At 65.8% G+C, this 14667-nt stretch carries 14 protein-coding genes and 1 pseudogene; 2 read left to right on the top strand and 13 right to left on the bottom strand.

Annotated features, from left to right (window positions below):
* Positions 1-8 precede the first annotated feature (8 nt).
* Positions 9-716 (top strand): glutathione S-transferase N-terminal domain-containing protein, encoded by a 708-nt coding sequence (locus tag F3K02_RS00965; RefSeq protein ID WP_177132348.1) that lies wholly within the window; start codon positions 9-11, stop codon positions 714-716.
* A gap of 93 nt (positions 717-809) precedes the next feature.
* On the opposite strand, the gene F3K02_RS00970 is transcribed toward F3K02_RS00965, so the two are convergent.
* The 12 genes and pseudogenes from F3K02_RS00970 to F3K02_RS01025 form a co-directional block, all read right to left on the bottom strand.
* Complete coding sequence (locus F3K02_RS00970) at positions 810-2270, bottom strand: TrkH family potassium uptake protein (RefSeq protein WP_177132350.1); 1461 nt, start codon at positions 2268-2270, stop codon at positions 810-812.
* A gap of 9 nt (positions 2271-2279) precedes the next feature.
* Positions 2280-3752 carry a TrkH family potassium uptake protein gene (locus tag F3K02_RS00975; RefSeq protein ID WP_177132352.1) on the bottom strand — a complete coding sequence of 491 codons (1473 nt, stop codon included), beginning with the start codon at positions 3750-3752 and terminating at the stop codon, positions 2280-2282.
* Positions 3753-3768: 16 nt separating this feature from the next.
* Positions 3769-5160 (bottom strand): Trk system potassium transporter TrkA, encoded by a 1392-nt coding sequence (gene trkA, locus F3K02_RS00980; protein ID WP_177132354.1) that lies wholly within the window; start codon positions 5158-5160, stop codon positions 3769-3771.
* 47 nt (positions 5161-5207) lie between these two features.
* Complete coding sequence (locus F3K02_RS00985) at positions 5208-6335, bottom strand: acyl-CoA dehydrogenase family protein (RefSeq protein WP_177132356.1); 1128 nt, start codon at positions 6333-6335, stop codon at positions 5208-5210.
* A 30-nt stretch (positions 6336-6365) separates the two neighbouring features.
* Positions 6366-7035, bottom strand: a pseudogene (locus F3K02_RS00990) (SDR family oxidoreductase).
* On the bottom strand, positions 7032-7424 hold the full coding sequence (locus F3K02_RS00995; protein ID WP_177132357.1) for a VOC family protein: 393 nt from the start codon (positions 7422-7424) through the stop codon (positions 7032-7034). Before F3K02_RS00995 ends, F3K02_RS00990 begins: the two are co-directional and overlap by 4 nt.
* Positions 7425-7446: 22 nt before the next feature.
* Entirely contained in the window at positions 7447-8634 is a 1188-nt protein-coding gene (locus tag F3K02_RS01000; protein ID WP_177132360.1) for an acetyl-CoA C-acyltransferase, read from the bottom strand.
* Positions 8635-8653: 19 nt separating this feature from the next.
* Complete coding sequence (aceK, locus tag F3K02_RS01005) at positions 8654-10489, bottom strand: bifunctional isocitrate dehydrogenase kinase/phosphatase (RefSeq protein ID WP_177132361.1); 1836 nt, start codon at positions 10487-10489, stop codon at positions 8654-8656.
* A gap of 31 nt (positions 10490-10520) precedes the next feature.
* Complete coding sequence (can, locus tag F3K02_RS01010) at positions 10521-11189, bottom strand: carbonate dehydratase (protein WP_177132363.1); 669 nt, start codon at positions 11187-11189, stop codon at positions 10521-10523.
* A gap of 74 nt (positions 11190-11263) precedes the next feature.
* Entirely contained in the window at positions 11264-12445 is a 1182-nt protein-coding gene (locus F3K02_RS01015) for an isovaleryl-CoA dehydrogenase (protein ID WP_177132365.1), read from the bottom strand.
* A gap of 79 nt (positions 12446-12524) precedes the next feature.
* Complete coding sequence (locus tag F3K02_RS01020; protein WP_177132366.1) at positions 12525-12971, bottom strand: PaaI family thioesterase; 447 nt, start codon at positions 12969-12971, stop codon at positions 12525-12527.
* Positions 12972-13075: 104 nt separating this feature from the next.
* Positions 13076-13654: a TetR/AcrR family transcriptional regulator gene (locus tag F3K02_RS01025; RefSeq protein ID WP_177132368.1), complete on the bottom strand. Its 579-nt coding sequence runs from the start codon at positions 13652-13654 to the stop codon at positions 13076-13078.
* Positions 13655-13736: 82 nt separating this feature from the next.
* On the opposite strand from F3K02_RS01025, the gene F3K02_RS01030 reads away from it, so the two are divergent.
* The gene (locus F3K02_RS01030; protein ID WP_177132370.1) at positions 13737-14174 is read left to right on the top strand and encodes a VOC family protein; all 438 of its coding nucleotides are present in this window, start codon (positions 13737-13739) and stop codon (positions 14172-14174) included.
* A 58-nt stretch (positions 14175-14232) separates the two neighbouring features.
* On the opposite strand, the gene F3K02_RS01035 is transcribed toward F3K02_RS01030, so the two are convergent.
* Positions 14233-14649 carry a MerR family transcriptional regulator gene (locus F3K02_RS01035; protein WP_177132372.1) on the bottom strand — a complete coding sequence of 139 codons (417 nt, stop codon included), beginning with the start codon at positions 14647-14649 and terminating at the stop codon, positions 14233-14235.
* Positions 14650-14667 lie beyond the last annotated feature (18 nt).

Genomic DNA, 14667 nt, shown 5'->3' on the forward strand with positions numbered 1-14667 from the left:
GAGCGTCCATGACCGACCTGTCCTCCTTCCCCATCACGAACAAATGGCCTGCGCGCCACCCGGACCGCCTGCAGCTGTATTCGCTGCCCACGCCGAACGGCGTGAAGGTCTCGATCATGCTGGAGGAAACCGGCCTGCCCTACGAAGTGCACCGCGTCGCCTTCGACAGCAGCGACCAGCTCTCGCCCGAGTTCCTCTCGCTCAACCCGAACAACAAGATCCCCGCCATCCTCGACCCCAACGGCCCCGGTGGCCGGCCGCTGGCGCTCTTTGAATCGGGTGCGATCCTGATCTACCTGGCGGAAAAGACGGGCCAGTTCCTGCCGCAGGACGCGGCTGCGCGCTACGAAACGTTGCAGTGGCTGATGTTCCAGATGGGCGGCGTGGGGCCGATGTTTGGCCAGCTCGGCTTCTTCCACAAGTTCGCCGGCAAGGACTACGAAGACAAGCGCCCCCGCGACCGCTACGCCGCCGAATCGCGCCGCCTGCTGGGCGTGCTGAACCAGCGCCTGACGGGCCGCGACTGGATCATGGGAAACGACTACAGCATCGCCGACATCGCCACCTGGCCCTGGGTGCGCAACCTGGTCGGCTTCTACGGCGCAGGCGATCTGGTGGGCTTCAATGACTTCCCCGAAGTCGCCCGCGTGCTGGCCCGGTTTGTCGAGCGCCCCGCCGTGCAACGCGGCCTGAACATCCCGGCAACCCCGGTCTGAAAAGCAGCCGCGAAACACGCGATCAGTCGCGCCCGAAGTGCCTTCACCCAGGGCACTGGAGGGGGTGACGCCGCAGGCGGCGCAGGGGTGAGCCTACTTCCTCCAGAAGGACCCCGTGAACAGCACCAGCACGGTCAGCAGTTCCAGCCGGCCGAGCAGCATGGCGAAGGTCAGCACCCAGATCTGGAAACCGCTCAGCACGCCGAAGTTGCTCGCCGGTCCCACCTGCCCCAGGCCCGGACCGATGTTGTTGACCGTGGCGACCACGGCAGAAAACGCGGTCACGATATCCAGCCCGGTGAACAGCAGCAGCATGGTCAGGCCCATGGTGACCGCGCCGTAGATCAGCATGAAGCCAAAGGTGGCGTTCATGACCGACATGGGCAGGATGGCGCCGCCCATCGTGACCGGGTTCACCACGCGCGGGTGGATGCTGCGCACCAGCTCACGCCGCGCCTGTTTGATCAGCAACACCATGCGCACCATCTTGATCCCGCCGCCGGTGGAGCCGGCACAGGACACGAAACAGCCCAGGAACAGCAGCAGCACCGGCGCGAACACCGGCCACTGCGCGTAGTCGGTGGAGGCGTAGCCGGTGGTGGTGGCCAGCGACACCACATGAAAGGCGCTGGTGCGCAGGGCCAGGGCCGAGTCGTCGTACACGCCGTGCCCCAGCAGCAGGCTGGCGACCAGCCCGATCGAAACCAGCAGCACGCTGACGTAGGTGCGGATCTCGCGGTCGCGGATGAGGGGCCGCAGCGAGCGGCTGCGGATCACGATGAAATAGCGCACGAAACTGATGCCGGCCAGGGCCATGAACACCGTGGCAACAGCCTCGATCGTCGGCGAGCTGAAATGGCCCAGGCTGGCGTCGTGCGACGAAAAGCCACCCAGGCCCATGGTGGTGCACATGTGCATGAAGGCGTCGGCCCAGCTCATGCCAGCCCAGCGGTAGGCCAGCATGCAGGCCACCGAGAAAGCGGCATACACCCCCCAGAGCCCGCGCGCCGTCTCGGAAATGCGCGGCGTGAACTTCGCGTCTTTCATGGGCCCTGGCGTTTCGGCCTTGTAGACCTGGTAACCGCCCAGCCCCAGCATGGGCAGCACCGCCACCACCAGCAGCATGATGCCCAGGCCGCCCACCAGCTGCAGGAAACAGCGCCACACATTGACGGACACCGGCAGGTAGTCCAGCCCGGAGAGCGCCGTGGCCCCGGTCGCGGTGAGCGCGCTCATGGCCTCGAAATAGGCCTTGGTCCAGCCGATGCCGGGCACCGTGAACAGCAGCGGCAAAGCGGCGTAGGCCGGCAGCACGATCCACACCAGATTGACGAGCAGGAAGCCGTCGCGCGCCTGCAGTTCGCGGCGATGGCGGTTCGTGGCGGCCCACAGCGCCAGGCCGCTGAGCGCGGCCAGCGCAAACGCCCCTTCCCAGACGTAGCGGTACTGCTCGTGGTCTTCGCTCCAGGCCCAGGCCAGCGGCACCAGAAAACTGAAGGCGAACGCAAACAGGATGCGCGAAAACACATTCAGGACCGGCAGCAGCGTGTACAAGGGCGTGCCCTACTTGCGCCAGAAGCCGGGCGTGAACAGCACCAGGAACGACAACATTTCCAGCCGGCCCAGCAGCATGGCCACCGTGCACACCCAGGTCTGGAAATCGGTCAGGCCCGCAAAATTCCCCGCCGGGCCCACCTCGTTGAGCCCGGGCCCCATGTTGTTGACACTGGCCACGACGGCCGTGAACGCGGTGTCGAACGGCATGTCGGTCAACAGCAGCAACATGGTCAGGCCGATGATCGTGCCGCCGTACACGAGCATGAAGCCCAGCACCGAAAAGATGGTGCTGCTGTCGATCAGGTGGCCGCCGAGCGTGACCGGGTTGACCGCGCGCGGATGCACGATGCGCGACATCTCGCGCTTCGCCTGCTTGAACAGGATCACCAGCCGCGCCATCTTGATTCCTGCACCGGTGGACCCGGCGCTGGTGGCAATGCCCGACAGCATGATCATGAACAGCGGCGCAAACACCGGCCAGGTGGTGTAGTCCACGGTGGAATACCCGGTGGTCGACCCGATCGACACCACGTTGAACAGCGCCACGCGCAGGGTGTCCAGCGGATCGCTCATGGTGCCCTTGAAAAGCAGCAAGCCGGCGATGAAAACACCCGAGCCCACCAGCAGGGCCATGGAACCGCGCCACTCGGCATCGCGCCAGATGCGCGCCGGGTTGCGCTTGGTCAGTGCCACGAAATAGAGCGCGAAATTGCAGCTGGCGAGCAGCATGAACACGATCGCCACCCACTCCATGGCGGGCGACTGGAAGAAGCCGAAACTGCTGTCGTGCGACGACAGGCCGCCCAGGCTCAGGGTCGAGAACATGTGGATCCAGGCGTCCAGCGCCGGCATGCCGGCCAGCCAGTAACCCAGCACACACGCCAGCGACAACAGGCTGTACACGCTCCACAGGCCTTTGGCGGTTTCGGTGATGCGCGGCGTGAGCTTGGCGTCCTTCATGGGGCCGGTGGCTTCGGCGCGAAAGAGCTGGCTGCCCCCCACGCCCAGCATCGGCAGGATGGCGACCGCCAGCACCAGGATGCCCATGCCGCCCAGCCACTGCAGGAAGCAGCGCCAGAGGTTGATGGAGGCGGGCAGCGCGTCCAGGCCGACCAGCACCGTCGAACCCGTCGTGGTCAGCCCCGACATGGACTCGAAGTAGGCGTCGGTGAACGACATGGGCGAGGCCGTGCCCGAGAAATAGAGCAACAACGGCAGGCTGGCGAACAGCGGCAGCAGGGTCCACACCATCCCGACCAGCAGGATGCCGTCGCGCGCCTGCAGGTCCAGATGGCGCCCCACGCGCCAGACCGCGCTGCGCATGAGCAAGCCCGCCGCGAAGGTGACCAGCATGGCCAACGGGTACGCCGCTTCGGCGCCGTCGTGCGTCCAGGCCGAGACGCCCAACGGCACCAGCATGGTCAGGGCGAACACCATCACGATGGCGCCGAGCACGGGAAAGATGCGCAGAAACGGCATGGCGACCCTGCGGAATTCAGCCAAAGAAGGTGGCGGTCACCTGGAACAGCTTCTCGACCTCGCGCACCAGGCGCTTGTTCGGGATGAAGATGATGATGTGGTCATCGGCTTCGATCACCGTGTCGTGGTGCGGCATCAGCACCACGGAGCTGCGACCCTCGCCGCGCACGATGGCGCCGATGCGCGTGCCCTGGGGCAGCTTGACCTCTTCGACCTTGCGGCCGACCAGCTTGGAGGTTTTCACGTCGCCGCGGGCGATGCCCTCCAGCGCCTCGGCCGCACCGCGGCGCAGGCTGTGCACCGCCGCCACGTCACCACGACGCAGGTGGGTCAGCAGCTCGCCGATCACGGTCTGCGCGGGTGAGATGGCGATGTCGATGGTGCTGCCCTGCATCATGTCGGCGTAGGCGCGGCGGTTGATCAGCGACATCACGCGCCCCGCGCCGAGCCGCTTGGCGAGCATGGCCGACATGATGTTGTCTTCGTCGTCGCTGGTGAGCGCGAGAAACAGGTCCATCTGGCCGACGTTTTCTTCCAGCAGCAGGTCTTCGTCGGCGCCGTCGCCGTGCAGGATCAGCATGTTCGACGGCAGCTGGCTGGCCAGGTACTCGCAGCGCGTCTTGTCGCGCTCGATGATCTTCACCTCGCACTGCCCCACCAGGCTGCGCGCCAGCCGCAGGCCCACCTTGCCACCGCCGGCGATCATCAGCCGCTGCACCGGCTTGTCGATGTTGTGGATGGCGCCCAGCACGTAGCGGATCTTGTCGGTGTCGGCCAGCACGAACACCTCATCGCCCGCGAGGATGCGGGTGCTCTTGGTGGCCTCCATTTCGGTGTCGAGCCGGTAGAGCGCCACCACCCGCATCTGGGCGTGCGGAAAGCGCTCGCGGAATTCGCCGATGGTGTGGCCCACCAGGGCGCCCCCGTGGGCCGCCCGCATGGCGATCAGGCTGGCGCGGCCGTCGGCAAACTTCAGCACCTGAAGCGCTTCGGGGTAGCTGATGAGCTGGTGGATGTAGCGCGTGACGGACTCTTCGGGGCAGATCACGTGGTCCACCGAAAAGCCGTTCTTGCCCAGCAGTTCATCGCCCTCGACGAACTCGGGCGAGCGCAGGCGCGCGATGGTGCTGGGCACGTTGAACACGTCGTGCGCCACCTTGCAGGTGACGAGGTTGGCCTCGTCGGCCGCGGCGCAGGCGATCACCATGTCGGCGTCCCGTGCCCCGGCTTCCTGCAACACGGAGGGCTGGATGCCATTGCCCACCACACCCCGCAGGTCCAGTTTTTCTTCCAGCAGCCGCAGCCGCGCCGGGTCCTGGTCGATGACGGTGATGTCGTTCTGCTCGGAAACCAAGCTCTCGGCCACGCTCTCCCCGACGCGGCCGGCGCCCAAAATGATGATCTTCATAACAGGATGTTACCCCCCGCGCCGCCTGCGGCGGGGGCGGTGGGCGCTTACAGCGCCCTTTGAATAATGATTTTCTGCACGTCGGACGTGCCTTCGTATATCTGGCAGACGCGCACGTCGCGGTAGATGCGCTCGACCGGGAAGTCGCTCACGTAGCCGTAGCCACCATGCACCTGGATCGCCTGCGAGCAGACCTGTTCGGCCATTTCGCTGGCAAACAGCTTGGCCATGGCCGCCTCCTTCAAACAGGGCTGTCCGGCGTCGCGCAGCGCGGCGGCGTGGTGTGTGAGCGCGCGCGCGGCCTCGATCTGCGTCGCCATCTCGGCCAGCTTGAAGCCGACCGCCTGGTGGTTGAAGATGGGCTGACCGAAGCTCTCGCGCTGCTTGGCGTAGGTCACCGCGCATTCGAACGCGCTGCGCGCCATGCCGATGCTCTGCGACGCAATGCCGATGCGCCCGCCTTCGAGTGCGCTCAAGGCGATCCTGTAGCCTTCGCCTTCATTGCCGATCAGGTTCTCGGCCGGAATGCGGCAGTTGTCGAAGTTGATCTGCGCCGTGTCGCTGCTGTGTTGACCGAGCTTGTCTTCCAGACGCGCGACCACATAACCCGGCGCCGCGGTGGGCACGATGAAGGCGCTCATGCCTTTTTTACCGGCGCCCTTGTCCGTCACCGCGATCACGATGGCCACGTCGCCGTTTTTGCCGCTGGTGATGAACTGCTTGACGCCATTGATCACGTATTCGTCGCCCTGCTTCACTGCAGTTGTCCGGAGTGCGGAAGCGTCCGAGCCCACGTGTGGCTCGGTCAGGCAGAAAGCACCGAGCATCTGGCCGGCGGCCAGTGGGCGCAACCACTGCGCCTGCTGCTGGGCGTTGCCGTAGCGCATCAGGATGGCGTTGACCGGGCAGTTGGTCACGCTGATCACGGTGCTGGTGCCGCCGTCGCCGGCGGCGATCTCTTCGAGCACGATGGCCAGGGTCTGGTAGTCCAGCCCCGCGCCGCCCAGCCCCTCGGGCACGCAGATGCCGTAGGCGCCCAGTTCGGCCAGGCCCTTGTGCACCTCCTTCGGGAAATGGTGTTCCTTGTCCCACTTCGCGGCGTTGGGCCAGAGCTGTTCCTGGGCAAAGGCGCGCACGGCGTCGCGGATCATCACCTGGTCTTCGGTCAGCAGCATGTTGTGTGTCTCGTTGGTGTTTTGAAAGTCTTACCAGTGCTCGGCGCGCCGGCCGTCGTGGTGGATCAGGCGGCCGTTGTCTTCGGGTGCCACGCTGGCGAGCACGGCCCGCAAACCGCGCACGCTGGCCTCGGCCGTCAGCGGGCGCAGCGCCGCCGCCCATGTCGGTTTGCACCCAGCCCGGGTCCAGCGCCACCAGCCGGGCCTTCGGGTAGTCGAATCGTGCGCTGCTCACCGCCATGTTCAGCGCCGCCTTGCTCACGCGGTAAAGCCAGCTGTTGCTGCCCGGCACGCTGCCGATCTGGCTCATGGTGCTGGACAGCGCGCCGAACACGCCGCCGGCTTCTTCCACCAGGGGCAACACCTGCGGGATCACCTGCATGGCGCCCATCACATTGGTGTGCATCACGCGGTCAAAGGTCGGTTGGGTGGGCGGCGAGGTGGCACAGGCGCGATCGATCACGCCAGCCACATAGAGCGCCACATCCAGCTTCTCGCCATCGAGTTGCCAGGACAGCGCACTCACACTGGTAGGCTGCCCCACATCCAGCCGCAGCGGCTCGGCACCGAGCGCGCGCAGGCGCTCCAGCCCGGCGTCGTCGCGCGCGGTGGCAATCACACGCTCGCCCGCCTCGCGGTACTGGCGCACGAATTCGAGGCCGATGCCGCGCGACGCGCCGATGATCAACACCGTGCTCATGCCTCAGGCTGGTGGCAAGCCACACAGAGTTTGTTGCCGTCCGGATCGCGGAAGTAGGCACCGTAGTAGTGGGCGTGGTACTCGGGGCGCAAGCCGGGCGCCCCTTCGTCTGCGCCACCCAGGGACGTTGCCAGCCGGTGCACATCGTCCACCTGGTTCCGACTGCGGGCGGCAAACGCCACCATCTGGCCGTTGCCCGGCGCCTGCACGCCCTCGAACGGCCGCGCAATGACGAACAGTGGTCGCTGCCCGCCTTCGGCATGCCAACCGGCCCAGGGGCGCTCCGGCTCGCAGAAGCGCTCCTGCAAACCCAGCGCGGCCATCACCGGCCTGTAGAAGGCCAGGGCACGGTCGAAGTCGGACACGCCCATGAAAACGTGGGAAAACATGCTCGCGAACCGCCGGTCGGCTTCAGACCAGTTCAATCGCCATGGCGGTGGCTTCGCCGCCACCGATGCACAAGGTGGCCACACCCTTCTTGCCGCCACGCGCCTGCAGCGCGTGCAGCAGCGTGACGAGGATGCGCGCCCCGCTCGCGCCGATGGGGTGGCCCAGCGCGCAGGCACCGCCGTTGACGTTGACCTTCTCGTGCGGGATCGACAGCTCGGTCATCAGCGCCATCGGCACGACCGCAAAGGCTTCGTTGATTTCCCACAGGTCCACGTCGGCCACGGTCCAGCCGGTTTTGGCCAGCAGCTTCTGCGTGGCGCCCACGGGGGCGGTGGCGAACCAGTTGGGTTCCTGCGCGTGCGTGGCGTGACCAACGATCGTGGCCAGCGGCTTCAGGCCCTGCGCCTTCGCGGTCGAAGCGCGCATCAGCACCAGCGCGGCGGCGCCATCGTTGATGGACGAGCTGGAGGCGGCGGTGATGGTGCCGTCTTTCTTGAACGCGGGCTTGAGCGAGGTGACCTTGTCGAGCTTGACCTTGCCCGGGCCTTCGTCGGTGGAGACCACGCGTTCGCCGCTGCGGTCTTTCACCGTCACGGGCGCGATCTCTTTGGCGAAGGCGCCGCTCTCGGTGGCGGCCTTGGCGCGCGTCACCGAGGCGATGGCGAAGGCGTCCTGCTGCTCGCGGGTGAAGCTGTATTTGGCGGCGCAGTCTTCGCCGAAGGTGCCCATGCTGCGACCGGCTTCGTAGGCGTCTTCCAGGCCGTCGAGCATCATGTGGTCGTAGATCTTGTCGTGGCCCATGCGGTAGCCGCCACGGCCCTTGAGCATGAGGTAGGGCGCGTTGGTCATGCTCTCCATGCCGCCCGACACCATCACGGTGGCGCTGCCGGCGAGCAGCATGTCGTGCGCGAGCATGGTGGCCTTCATGCCCGAGCCGCACATCTTGGACAGTGTCACCGCGCCGGCCGACAGCGGCAGCCCTCCCTTGAGCGCGGCCTGGCGCGCGGGCGCCTGACCCTGGCCGGCCATCAGGCAGTTGCCGAACAGCACCTCGTCGACCAGCGACTTGTCCACGCCACTGCGTTCGACCGCGGCTTTGATGGCCACGCCGCCGAGGTCGTGTGCGGACTGGGAAGCGAAGTCGCTCTGGAACGAACCCATGGGGGTGCGCGCGGCGCCGACGACGACGATGGGATCTGTTGGGTTCATGGAAATCTCCTGTGAAAGTTCAAGCTAAAAGTTCTTTGTCCGCCTGGACATGGAAGCGCCGGTCGCGCTCGTAGGGAAAAACGTCAAACACATGGCCCGCGGCGATGCGCTCTTTGTGAGCCTGCCAGAAGGCGGCGTCGAGCAGGTCCGCGTGGTGCTTCATGAACTCCTCGCGCACCATCGGGTTGCCGAGCAGGAAGGGGCCGAAGGTCTCGGGGAACACATCGTTCTTCGCCACCGAATACCAGACCTCGCCCGACATCTCGTCTTCTTCGTTGCGCGGCGCCGGCACACGGCGGAAGTTGCAATCGGTGATGTACTCGATCTCGTCGTAGTCGTAGAACACGACCTTGCCGTGGCGCGTGATGCCGAAGTTCTTCCACAGCATGTCGCCCGGGAAGATGTTGGCCGCCACGAGGTCCTTGATGGCGTTGCCGTACTCCACCACGGCGCGGGTGAGCTGTTGGCGCGCGCGCTTGAGCGACAGGTCGTCCGCCCCCTCGCCCCGCAGTGCGTCAAACGCCTCCTGCAGATATATGTTGAGCGGGATCATGCGCCGCTCGATGTAGCAATGCTTGAGGATGACCTCGATGTCCCCGTCCCCGTTGCGGTCGCTGATCTCCAGCTGGCTCGGCGCGAATTTCTGGATCTCGGCGATCAGCTCGTCGGTGAAACGCTCGCGCGGGAACCCCACCTCGGAAAACTCCAGCGTGTCGGCCATGCGCCCCACGCGGTCGTGCTGCTTGACCAGCAGGTACTTGCCACGGATCTGTTCGCGCGTGGTGTCCTTCTGCGGCGGGTAGAAGTCCTTGATGACCTTGAATACAAACGGAAAGCTCGGCAGGTCGAACACCAGCATCACCATGCCCTTGATACCGGGCGCGATGCGGAACTTGTCGGTGCTGTGCCGCATGTGGAACAGGAAGTCGCGGTAGAACAGCGTCTTGCCCTGCTTGGCCAGACCGAGCGCGTTGTAGAACTCGGCGCGCGGCTTGCGCGGCATCATGCTGCGCAAGAACTGCACATAGGCGCTGGGGATTTCCATGTCCACCATGAAGTAGGCACGAGCAAAGCTGAAGAGGATCAGCAGGTCGTCTTCACCGAACAGCGCCGCGTCCACCACCAGCAATCCGTCTTCGTTGTGCAGGATGGGCAGCGCGAACGGCACTTCCTGGAAGCCGTTGATGATCTTGCCGACCACGTAGGCGCCCTTGTTGCGGAAGAACAGGCCCGAGAGCACCTGGAACTGGAAGTTGGCGCGCAGCTTCACGTGGTCGAAGTGCGGCTTCATGGCTTCGAGCACCAGATGGGCATCGCGCGCGAGGTCTTCGAAGGGCACACGCAGGTCGAAGTCCGCGATCATGCGCAGCACCTCGGCCTCCATGTTGGCGGCCGTCGGGTAGTGGCAGCGGTAGGTGGGCCGGGCTTGCGGCTCCTCGTTTTCGATGTACTCGGTGGACACCGCCGGGCGCACGAAGATGAAGTCGTTCTGGAAATAGGCCCGCTGCAGGATCTTGGTGCAGACCGAGTTGAAGAAGGTCTCGGCCAGCTCGGGCTGGTGGTGGTTCACCAGCAGGCCGATGTAGTGCAGCTTGACCTGCTCCCACACGTCCATGGGTTGCTGCTCGGCCTTGAACTCCTTGTGCAGCCGCATCACGCATTCGTTGACGCGCAGGTCGTAGAACTCGATGCGCTCGCGCTGTGCACGCTGCTGGCCGCGCCAGTCGCGCGTCTCGAAGCGGTGTTTGGCGCGCGCCGACTCGGTGCGGAACAGCCGGTAGTGGCGGTTGAAGCCGTCCATCATCGCCTTGGCGATGGCGTAGGCCACGGTGGAGTCGAGTCGCTGGGGAAACATGCAGGGCCTTGGGGCAGCTGTCTCAATATCTCTAGGCAGCCGTGTTCCGGCGCTTGGCCGCCACACCCGCCAGCGCCGCCTGGTAGATCGACTCCAGCCCTCCGGCGCCATCCACCGTCATCAGCATGTCGCGCAACAGGCCGTCGCTCAGGGCGTACACCCAGGCGTGCAGCGTGAGCGACTGGCCACGCGCCCAGGCGTCCTGCACCACGGTGGTCTGGGCCACGTTCATCACCTGTTCGATGGCGTTGAGTTCGCACAAGACCTCGACGCGGAAGTCTTCGGGCGTGGCCGCAATGAGCGCGGCGTGGCGGTCGCGCACGTCCTTGATGTGGCGCAGCCAGTTGTCGGCCAGGCCCACGCGGGTGTCGTTCAGCGCGGCCTTCACGCCGCCACAACCGTAGTGCCCCACCACCATCAGGTGCTTCACCTGCAGCTGGTCCACCGCAAACTGGATCGTGGACAGGCAGTTCAGATCGGTCGGCACCACCACGTTGGCCACGTTGCGGTGCACGAACACCTCGCCCGGCGCCAGACCGGTGATCTGGTTGGCCGGCACGCGGCTGTCGGAACAGCCGATCCACATGTATTGTGGGCTCTGCTGCGCCAGCAGGTCGGTGAAGAAGGTGGGCTTCTCGCGAACCATGGCCGCAGCCCATTCGCGGTTGTGGTCAAACAGGTCTTGCAGCGATGAACTCATGAGGCAATCAGAAGTGGTTGAACAGCCTGGCCATTGTCGGGCAAGGCCGGTTCACCCCGATGTCAATCGGTGTTTCAGCAGGTCTCGGCGAACAGCTCGCGCCCGATCAGCATGCGGCGGATTTCACTCGTGCCGGCGCCGATCTCGTACAGCTTGGCGTCGCGCCAGAGGCGGCCCAGCGGGTACTCGTTGATGTAGCCGTTGCCGCCGTAGATCTGAACGCCCTCGCCCGCCATCCAGGTCGCCTTCTCGGCGGTCCAGAGAATGACCGAGGCACAGTCCTTGCGCACCTGGCGCACGTGGTCGGTGCCCAGCAGGTCGAGGTTCTTGGCCACGGTGTAGGCGAAGCTGCGCGCGGCCTGCAGCACGGTGTACATGTCGGCCACCTTGCCCTGGATCAGCTGGAACTCGCCGATGCTCTGGCCGAACTGCTTGCGGTCGTGGATGTAGGGGATCACGTTGTCCATGACCGACTGCATGATGCCCAGCGGCCCACCGGTGAGCACGGCACGCTCGTAGTCCAGACCGCTCATCAGCACCTTGGCGCCCATGTTCAGGCCGCCCAGGATGTTCTGTGCCGGCACCTCGACGTTCTGGAACACCAGCTCGCCGGTGTGGCTGCCGCGCATGCCCAGCTTGTCGAGCTTCTGCGCGATGCTGAAACCTGGCATGCCTTTTTCGATCAGGAAGGCGGTGACGCCGCGCGCGCCCATCTCGGGTTCGCTCTTGGCGTAGACCACCAGGGTGTCGGCGTCGGGGCCGTTGGTGATCCACATCTTGTTGCCGTTGAGCAGGTAGTAACCGCCCTTGTCTTCGGCCTTCAGCTTCATGCTGATCACGTCGGAGCCGGCGCCGGGTTCGCTCATGGCGAGCGCGCCCACGTGTTCACCGCTGATCAGCTTGGGCAGGTATTTGGCTTTCTGCTCGGGCGTACCGTTGCGGTTGATCTGGTTCACGCACAGGTTGCTGTGCGCGCCATAGCTCAGGCCCACCGAGGCGCTGGCGCGGCTGATCTCTTCCATGGCCACCATGTGCGCCAGGTAACCCATGTTGGCGCCGCCAAACTCTTCGGGCACGGTGATGCCGAGCACGCCGAGCTCGCCCATCTTGCGCCAGCAGTCCATCGGGAACTGGTCGGTTTTGTCGATCTCGGCGGCGCGGGGCGCAATCTCGGCTTGCGCGAATTCGCGAACCGCGTCGCGCAGGGCGTCGATGTCTTCACCGAGCTGGAAATTGAGGCCGGGCAGGTTGTTCATGGGGTGTCTCCTGGGGATGGGGTTTTGGGGTATTCACGCCCTCTCATCCGGGAGAGGGCCGGGATGAGGGCAACAGCGGTCAGTAAGTCTTGGGCACCGGCACCAGGGTCTGCTGCATCACGGCGCAATCCGAGCGTTTGCCATCGGTGGCCACGTGCACCACCTCGGCCGCAGTGACGATGATGCGTTTGCCAGCCTTGGTGACGCGGCCCGTGGCCTGCAGCTCGCCGCCCAGGAAGGCCGCGAGGAAATTGATCTTGTATTCCACGGTCGTGACCTCCATGCCTTCGGGCGCCACGGTCAGCGCCGCGTAGCCGCCCGCGATGTCGGCCAGCGCCCCCATGGCGCCGCCATGAAAGCCGCCCTGCTGCTGCGTCACGCGGTCGGAGTACGGCAACGCCAGCGTCACGGTGCCGGGCGCCACGGCCAGCAGCCGAACGCCCAGCGCCTGCATCATCCCCTGGCGGTCCAGGCTGGTCTGCACGCGCTCGCGCAGGGCGTCGTTGGGGTTCACTGGCTCGGTCATGGGCGGTTTCAGTTGACGTTTACGTAAACGTCAATTATGACCCATGCATACCGGGTTCGCCAAGCCCGGGGCAACCCTGACCGGACCAAGGGCCAGATGCACGCTCAGGCGACCAGGCGCGACAGCAGCAGACGGATCGCCTGTTCGTAAGGCGCAGCGGATTCGCCCCGAGCGATCGCCAGCGCCGCGCGGTCGAACGCCGCCGACAACAGTACGGCGAGCTCGCGCAGCGGCACCGCGGTCTTGTCATCGCCCTGCAGCGCCTCTTGCAAGCCTTCCTGCAGAGCACCCAATCCGGCGACATCGCTCAACGCCATCACCTGCTCGGCCCTGAGCACGGCGGGCGCTTCCAGCAGCAGCAGGCGGGCGCGACCTTGGCGCACCATGGCCGCGAAATAGGCCTGGGCGCCGGCCATCAGTGCCTCGACCGGATCGCTGTGCCCGCTGGCCTGCCGGGCGATCTCGTCCGCCACCTCCTGCGCCAGCTGCCGTGCCACCGCTTCGAACAGCTCGGCCTTGTCGGTGAAGTGGTGGTAGAGCGCGCCACGCGTCACCTTCGCAGCCGCCACGATCTCGGGCGTGCCGGTGCCGGCGTAGCCGCGTTCCTCGAACAGCCCCCGCGCGGCCTGCACCAGCGCGGCCCGGGTGGTTTCGGTGCGTTCTCCTTGCGATCGACGGTTCATGGCGGCCCTTTATACATACAGTCTGTATGCTATATTGAACTTGCATGCATAGTGTATGTAACTTTCGCCCAGGAGCCCAGCCATGAAATCGACGCAGTACTACCCCGTTCTCATGACCGACCGCGTGGCGGCGACCGCCCGCTTCTACGAAATGCATTTCCGCTTCACACGCCAGTTCGACAGCGACTGGTATGTGCACCTGCAGTCCGCCGAAGACGCGTCGGTCAACCTGGCCATCCTCGACCGCGACCACGCCTCCATCCCCGAGGCAGGGCGTGGCCATCAGGCCGCTGGCCTGCTGCTCAACTTCGAGGTGGCGGATGTGGACGCCGAATACCAGCGCGCCGTCGCGCAGGGGCTGCCCATGCTGCTGGCGTTGCGCGACGAAGACTTCGGCCAGCGCCACTTCATCGTGCAGGACCCAAATGGCGTGATGATCGACGTGATCCAGCCGATCCCGCCGAGCGAAGCCTTCCAGCGCCAGTACGCCGAAGGTGCGGCCGCTGGCGGCGCCGCTTGAGGCTGCAGCAGCGCCGCAGCCCGGGGTAGAAAGCCACGGCCCTTGCAGCAGGAGCCAATCAGACCTTGTCGGGCTTGGTCGTTTTGTCCACCTTGGCCAGCAAGGCCCGCGCTTCCTTCTCGTGCACCTTGACCTCGTCCAGGTTGGCCACCAGATCGGCCATCTGCTCTTCGAGCTGGCGCTTGTGTTCGGCCAGCACGGCGAGGAACTTGCGCAGCTGTGGCCCGGTGTCGCGCGGGCTGTCGTACATCTGGATGATGTCCTTGGCCTCGGTGAGCGAGAGCCCCAGACGCTTGGCGCGCAGCGTGAGCTTCAGGCGCGTGCGGTCGCGCGCGCTGTAGACCCGGTTGCGCCCACCCGGCCCTTCGCGCTGCGGTTGCAGCAGGCCCATGTCTTCATAGAAGCGGATGGCGCGCGTGGTGAGGTCGAACTCGCGCGCCAGATCGCTGATGGTGTAGGTCGGGTTGCTCGCCATGGGGGCTGGTGGGTCTTG

The sequence above is a fragment of the Hydrogenophaga aromaticivorans genome (assembly GCF_013387465.1).
GTDB classification, from domain to species: domain Bacteria; phylum Pseudomonadota; class Gammaproteobacteria; order Burkholderiales; family Burkholderiaceae_C; genus Hydrogenophaga; species Hydrogenophaga aromaticivorans.

What these genes read in the sequence shown, in the direction of transcription:
- F3K02_RS00965 (WP_177132348.1), top strand. Translation starts at nt 9, where the DNA reads ATGACCGACCTGTCCTCCTTCCCCATCACGAACAAATGGCCTGCGCGC.
- F3K02_RS00975 (WP_177132352.1), bottom strand. Translation starts at nt 3,752, where the DNA reads ATGCCGTTTCTGCGCATCTTTCCCGTGCTCGGCGCCATCGTGATGGTG.
- trkA (WP_177132354.1), bottom strand. Translation starts at nt 5,160, where the DNA reads ATGAAGATCATCATTTTGGGCGCCGGCCGCGTCGGGGAGAGCGTGGCC.
- F3K02_RS00985 (WP_177132356.1), bottom strand. Translation starts at nt 6,335, where the DNA reads ATGCTGCTGACCGAAGACCAGGTGATGATCCGCGACGCCGTGCGCGCC.
- F3K02_RS00995 (WP_177132357.1), bottom strand. Translation starts at nt 7,424, where the DNA reads ATGTTTTCCCACGTTTTCATGGGCGTGTCCGACTTCGACCGTGCCCTG.
- F3K02_RS01000 (WP_177132360.1), bottom strand. Translation starts at nt 8,634, where the DNA reads ATGAACCCAACAGATCCCATCGTCGTCGTCGGCGCCGCGCGCACCCCC.
- aceK (WP_177132361.1), bottom strand. Translation starts at nt 10,489, where the DNA reads ATGTTTCCCCAGCGACTCGACTCCACCGTGGCCTACGCCATCGCCAAG.
- can (WP_177132363.1), bottom strand. Translation starts at nt 11,189, where the DNA reads ATGAGTTCATCGCTGCAAGACCTGTTTGACCACAACCGCGAATGGGCT.
- F3K02_RS01015 (WP_177132365.1), bottom strand. Translation starts at nt 12,445, where the DNA reads ATGAACAACCTGCCCGGCCTCAATTTCCAGCTCGGTGAAGACATCGAC.
- F3K02_RS01020 (WP_177132366.1), bottom strand. Translation starts at nt 12,971, where the DNA reads ATGACCGAGCCAGTGAACCCCAACGACGCCCTGCGCGAGCGCGTGCAG.
- F3K02_RS01025 (WP_177132368.1), bottom strand. Translation starts at nt 13,654, where the DNA reads ATGAACCGTCGATCGCAAGGAGAACGCACCGAAACCACCCGGGCCGCG.
- F3K02_RS01030 (WP_177132370.1), top strand. Translation starts at nt 13,737, where the DNA reads ATGAAATCGACGCAGTACTACCCCGTTCTCATGACCGACCGCGTGGCG.
- F3K02_RS01035 (WP_177132372.1), bottom strand. Translation starts at nt 14,649, where the DNA reads ATGGCGAGCAACCCGACCTACACCATCAGCGATCTGGCGCGCGAGTTC.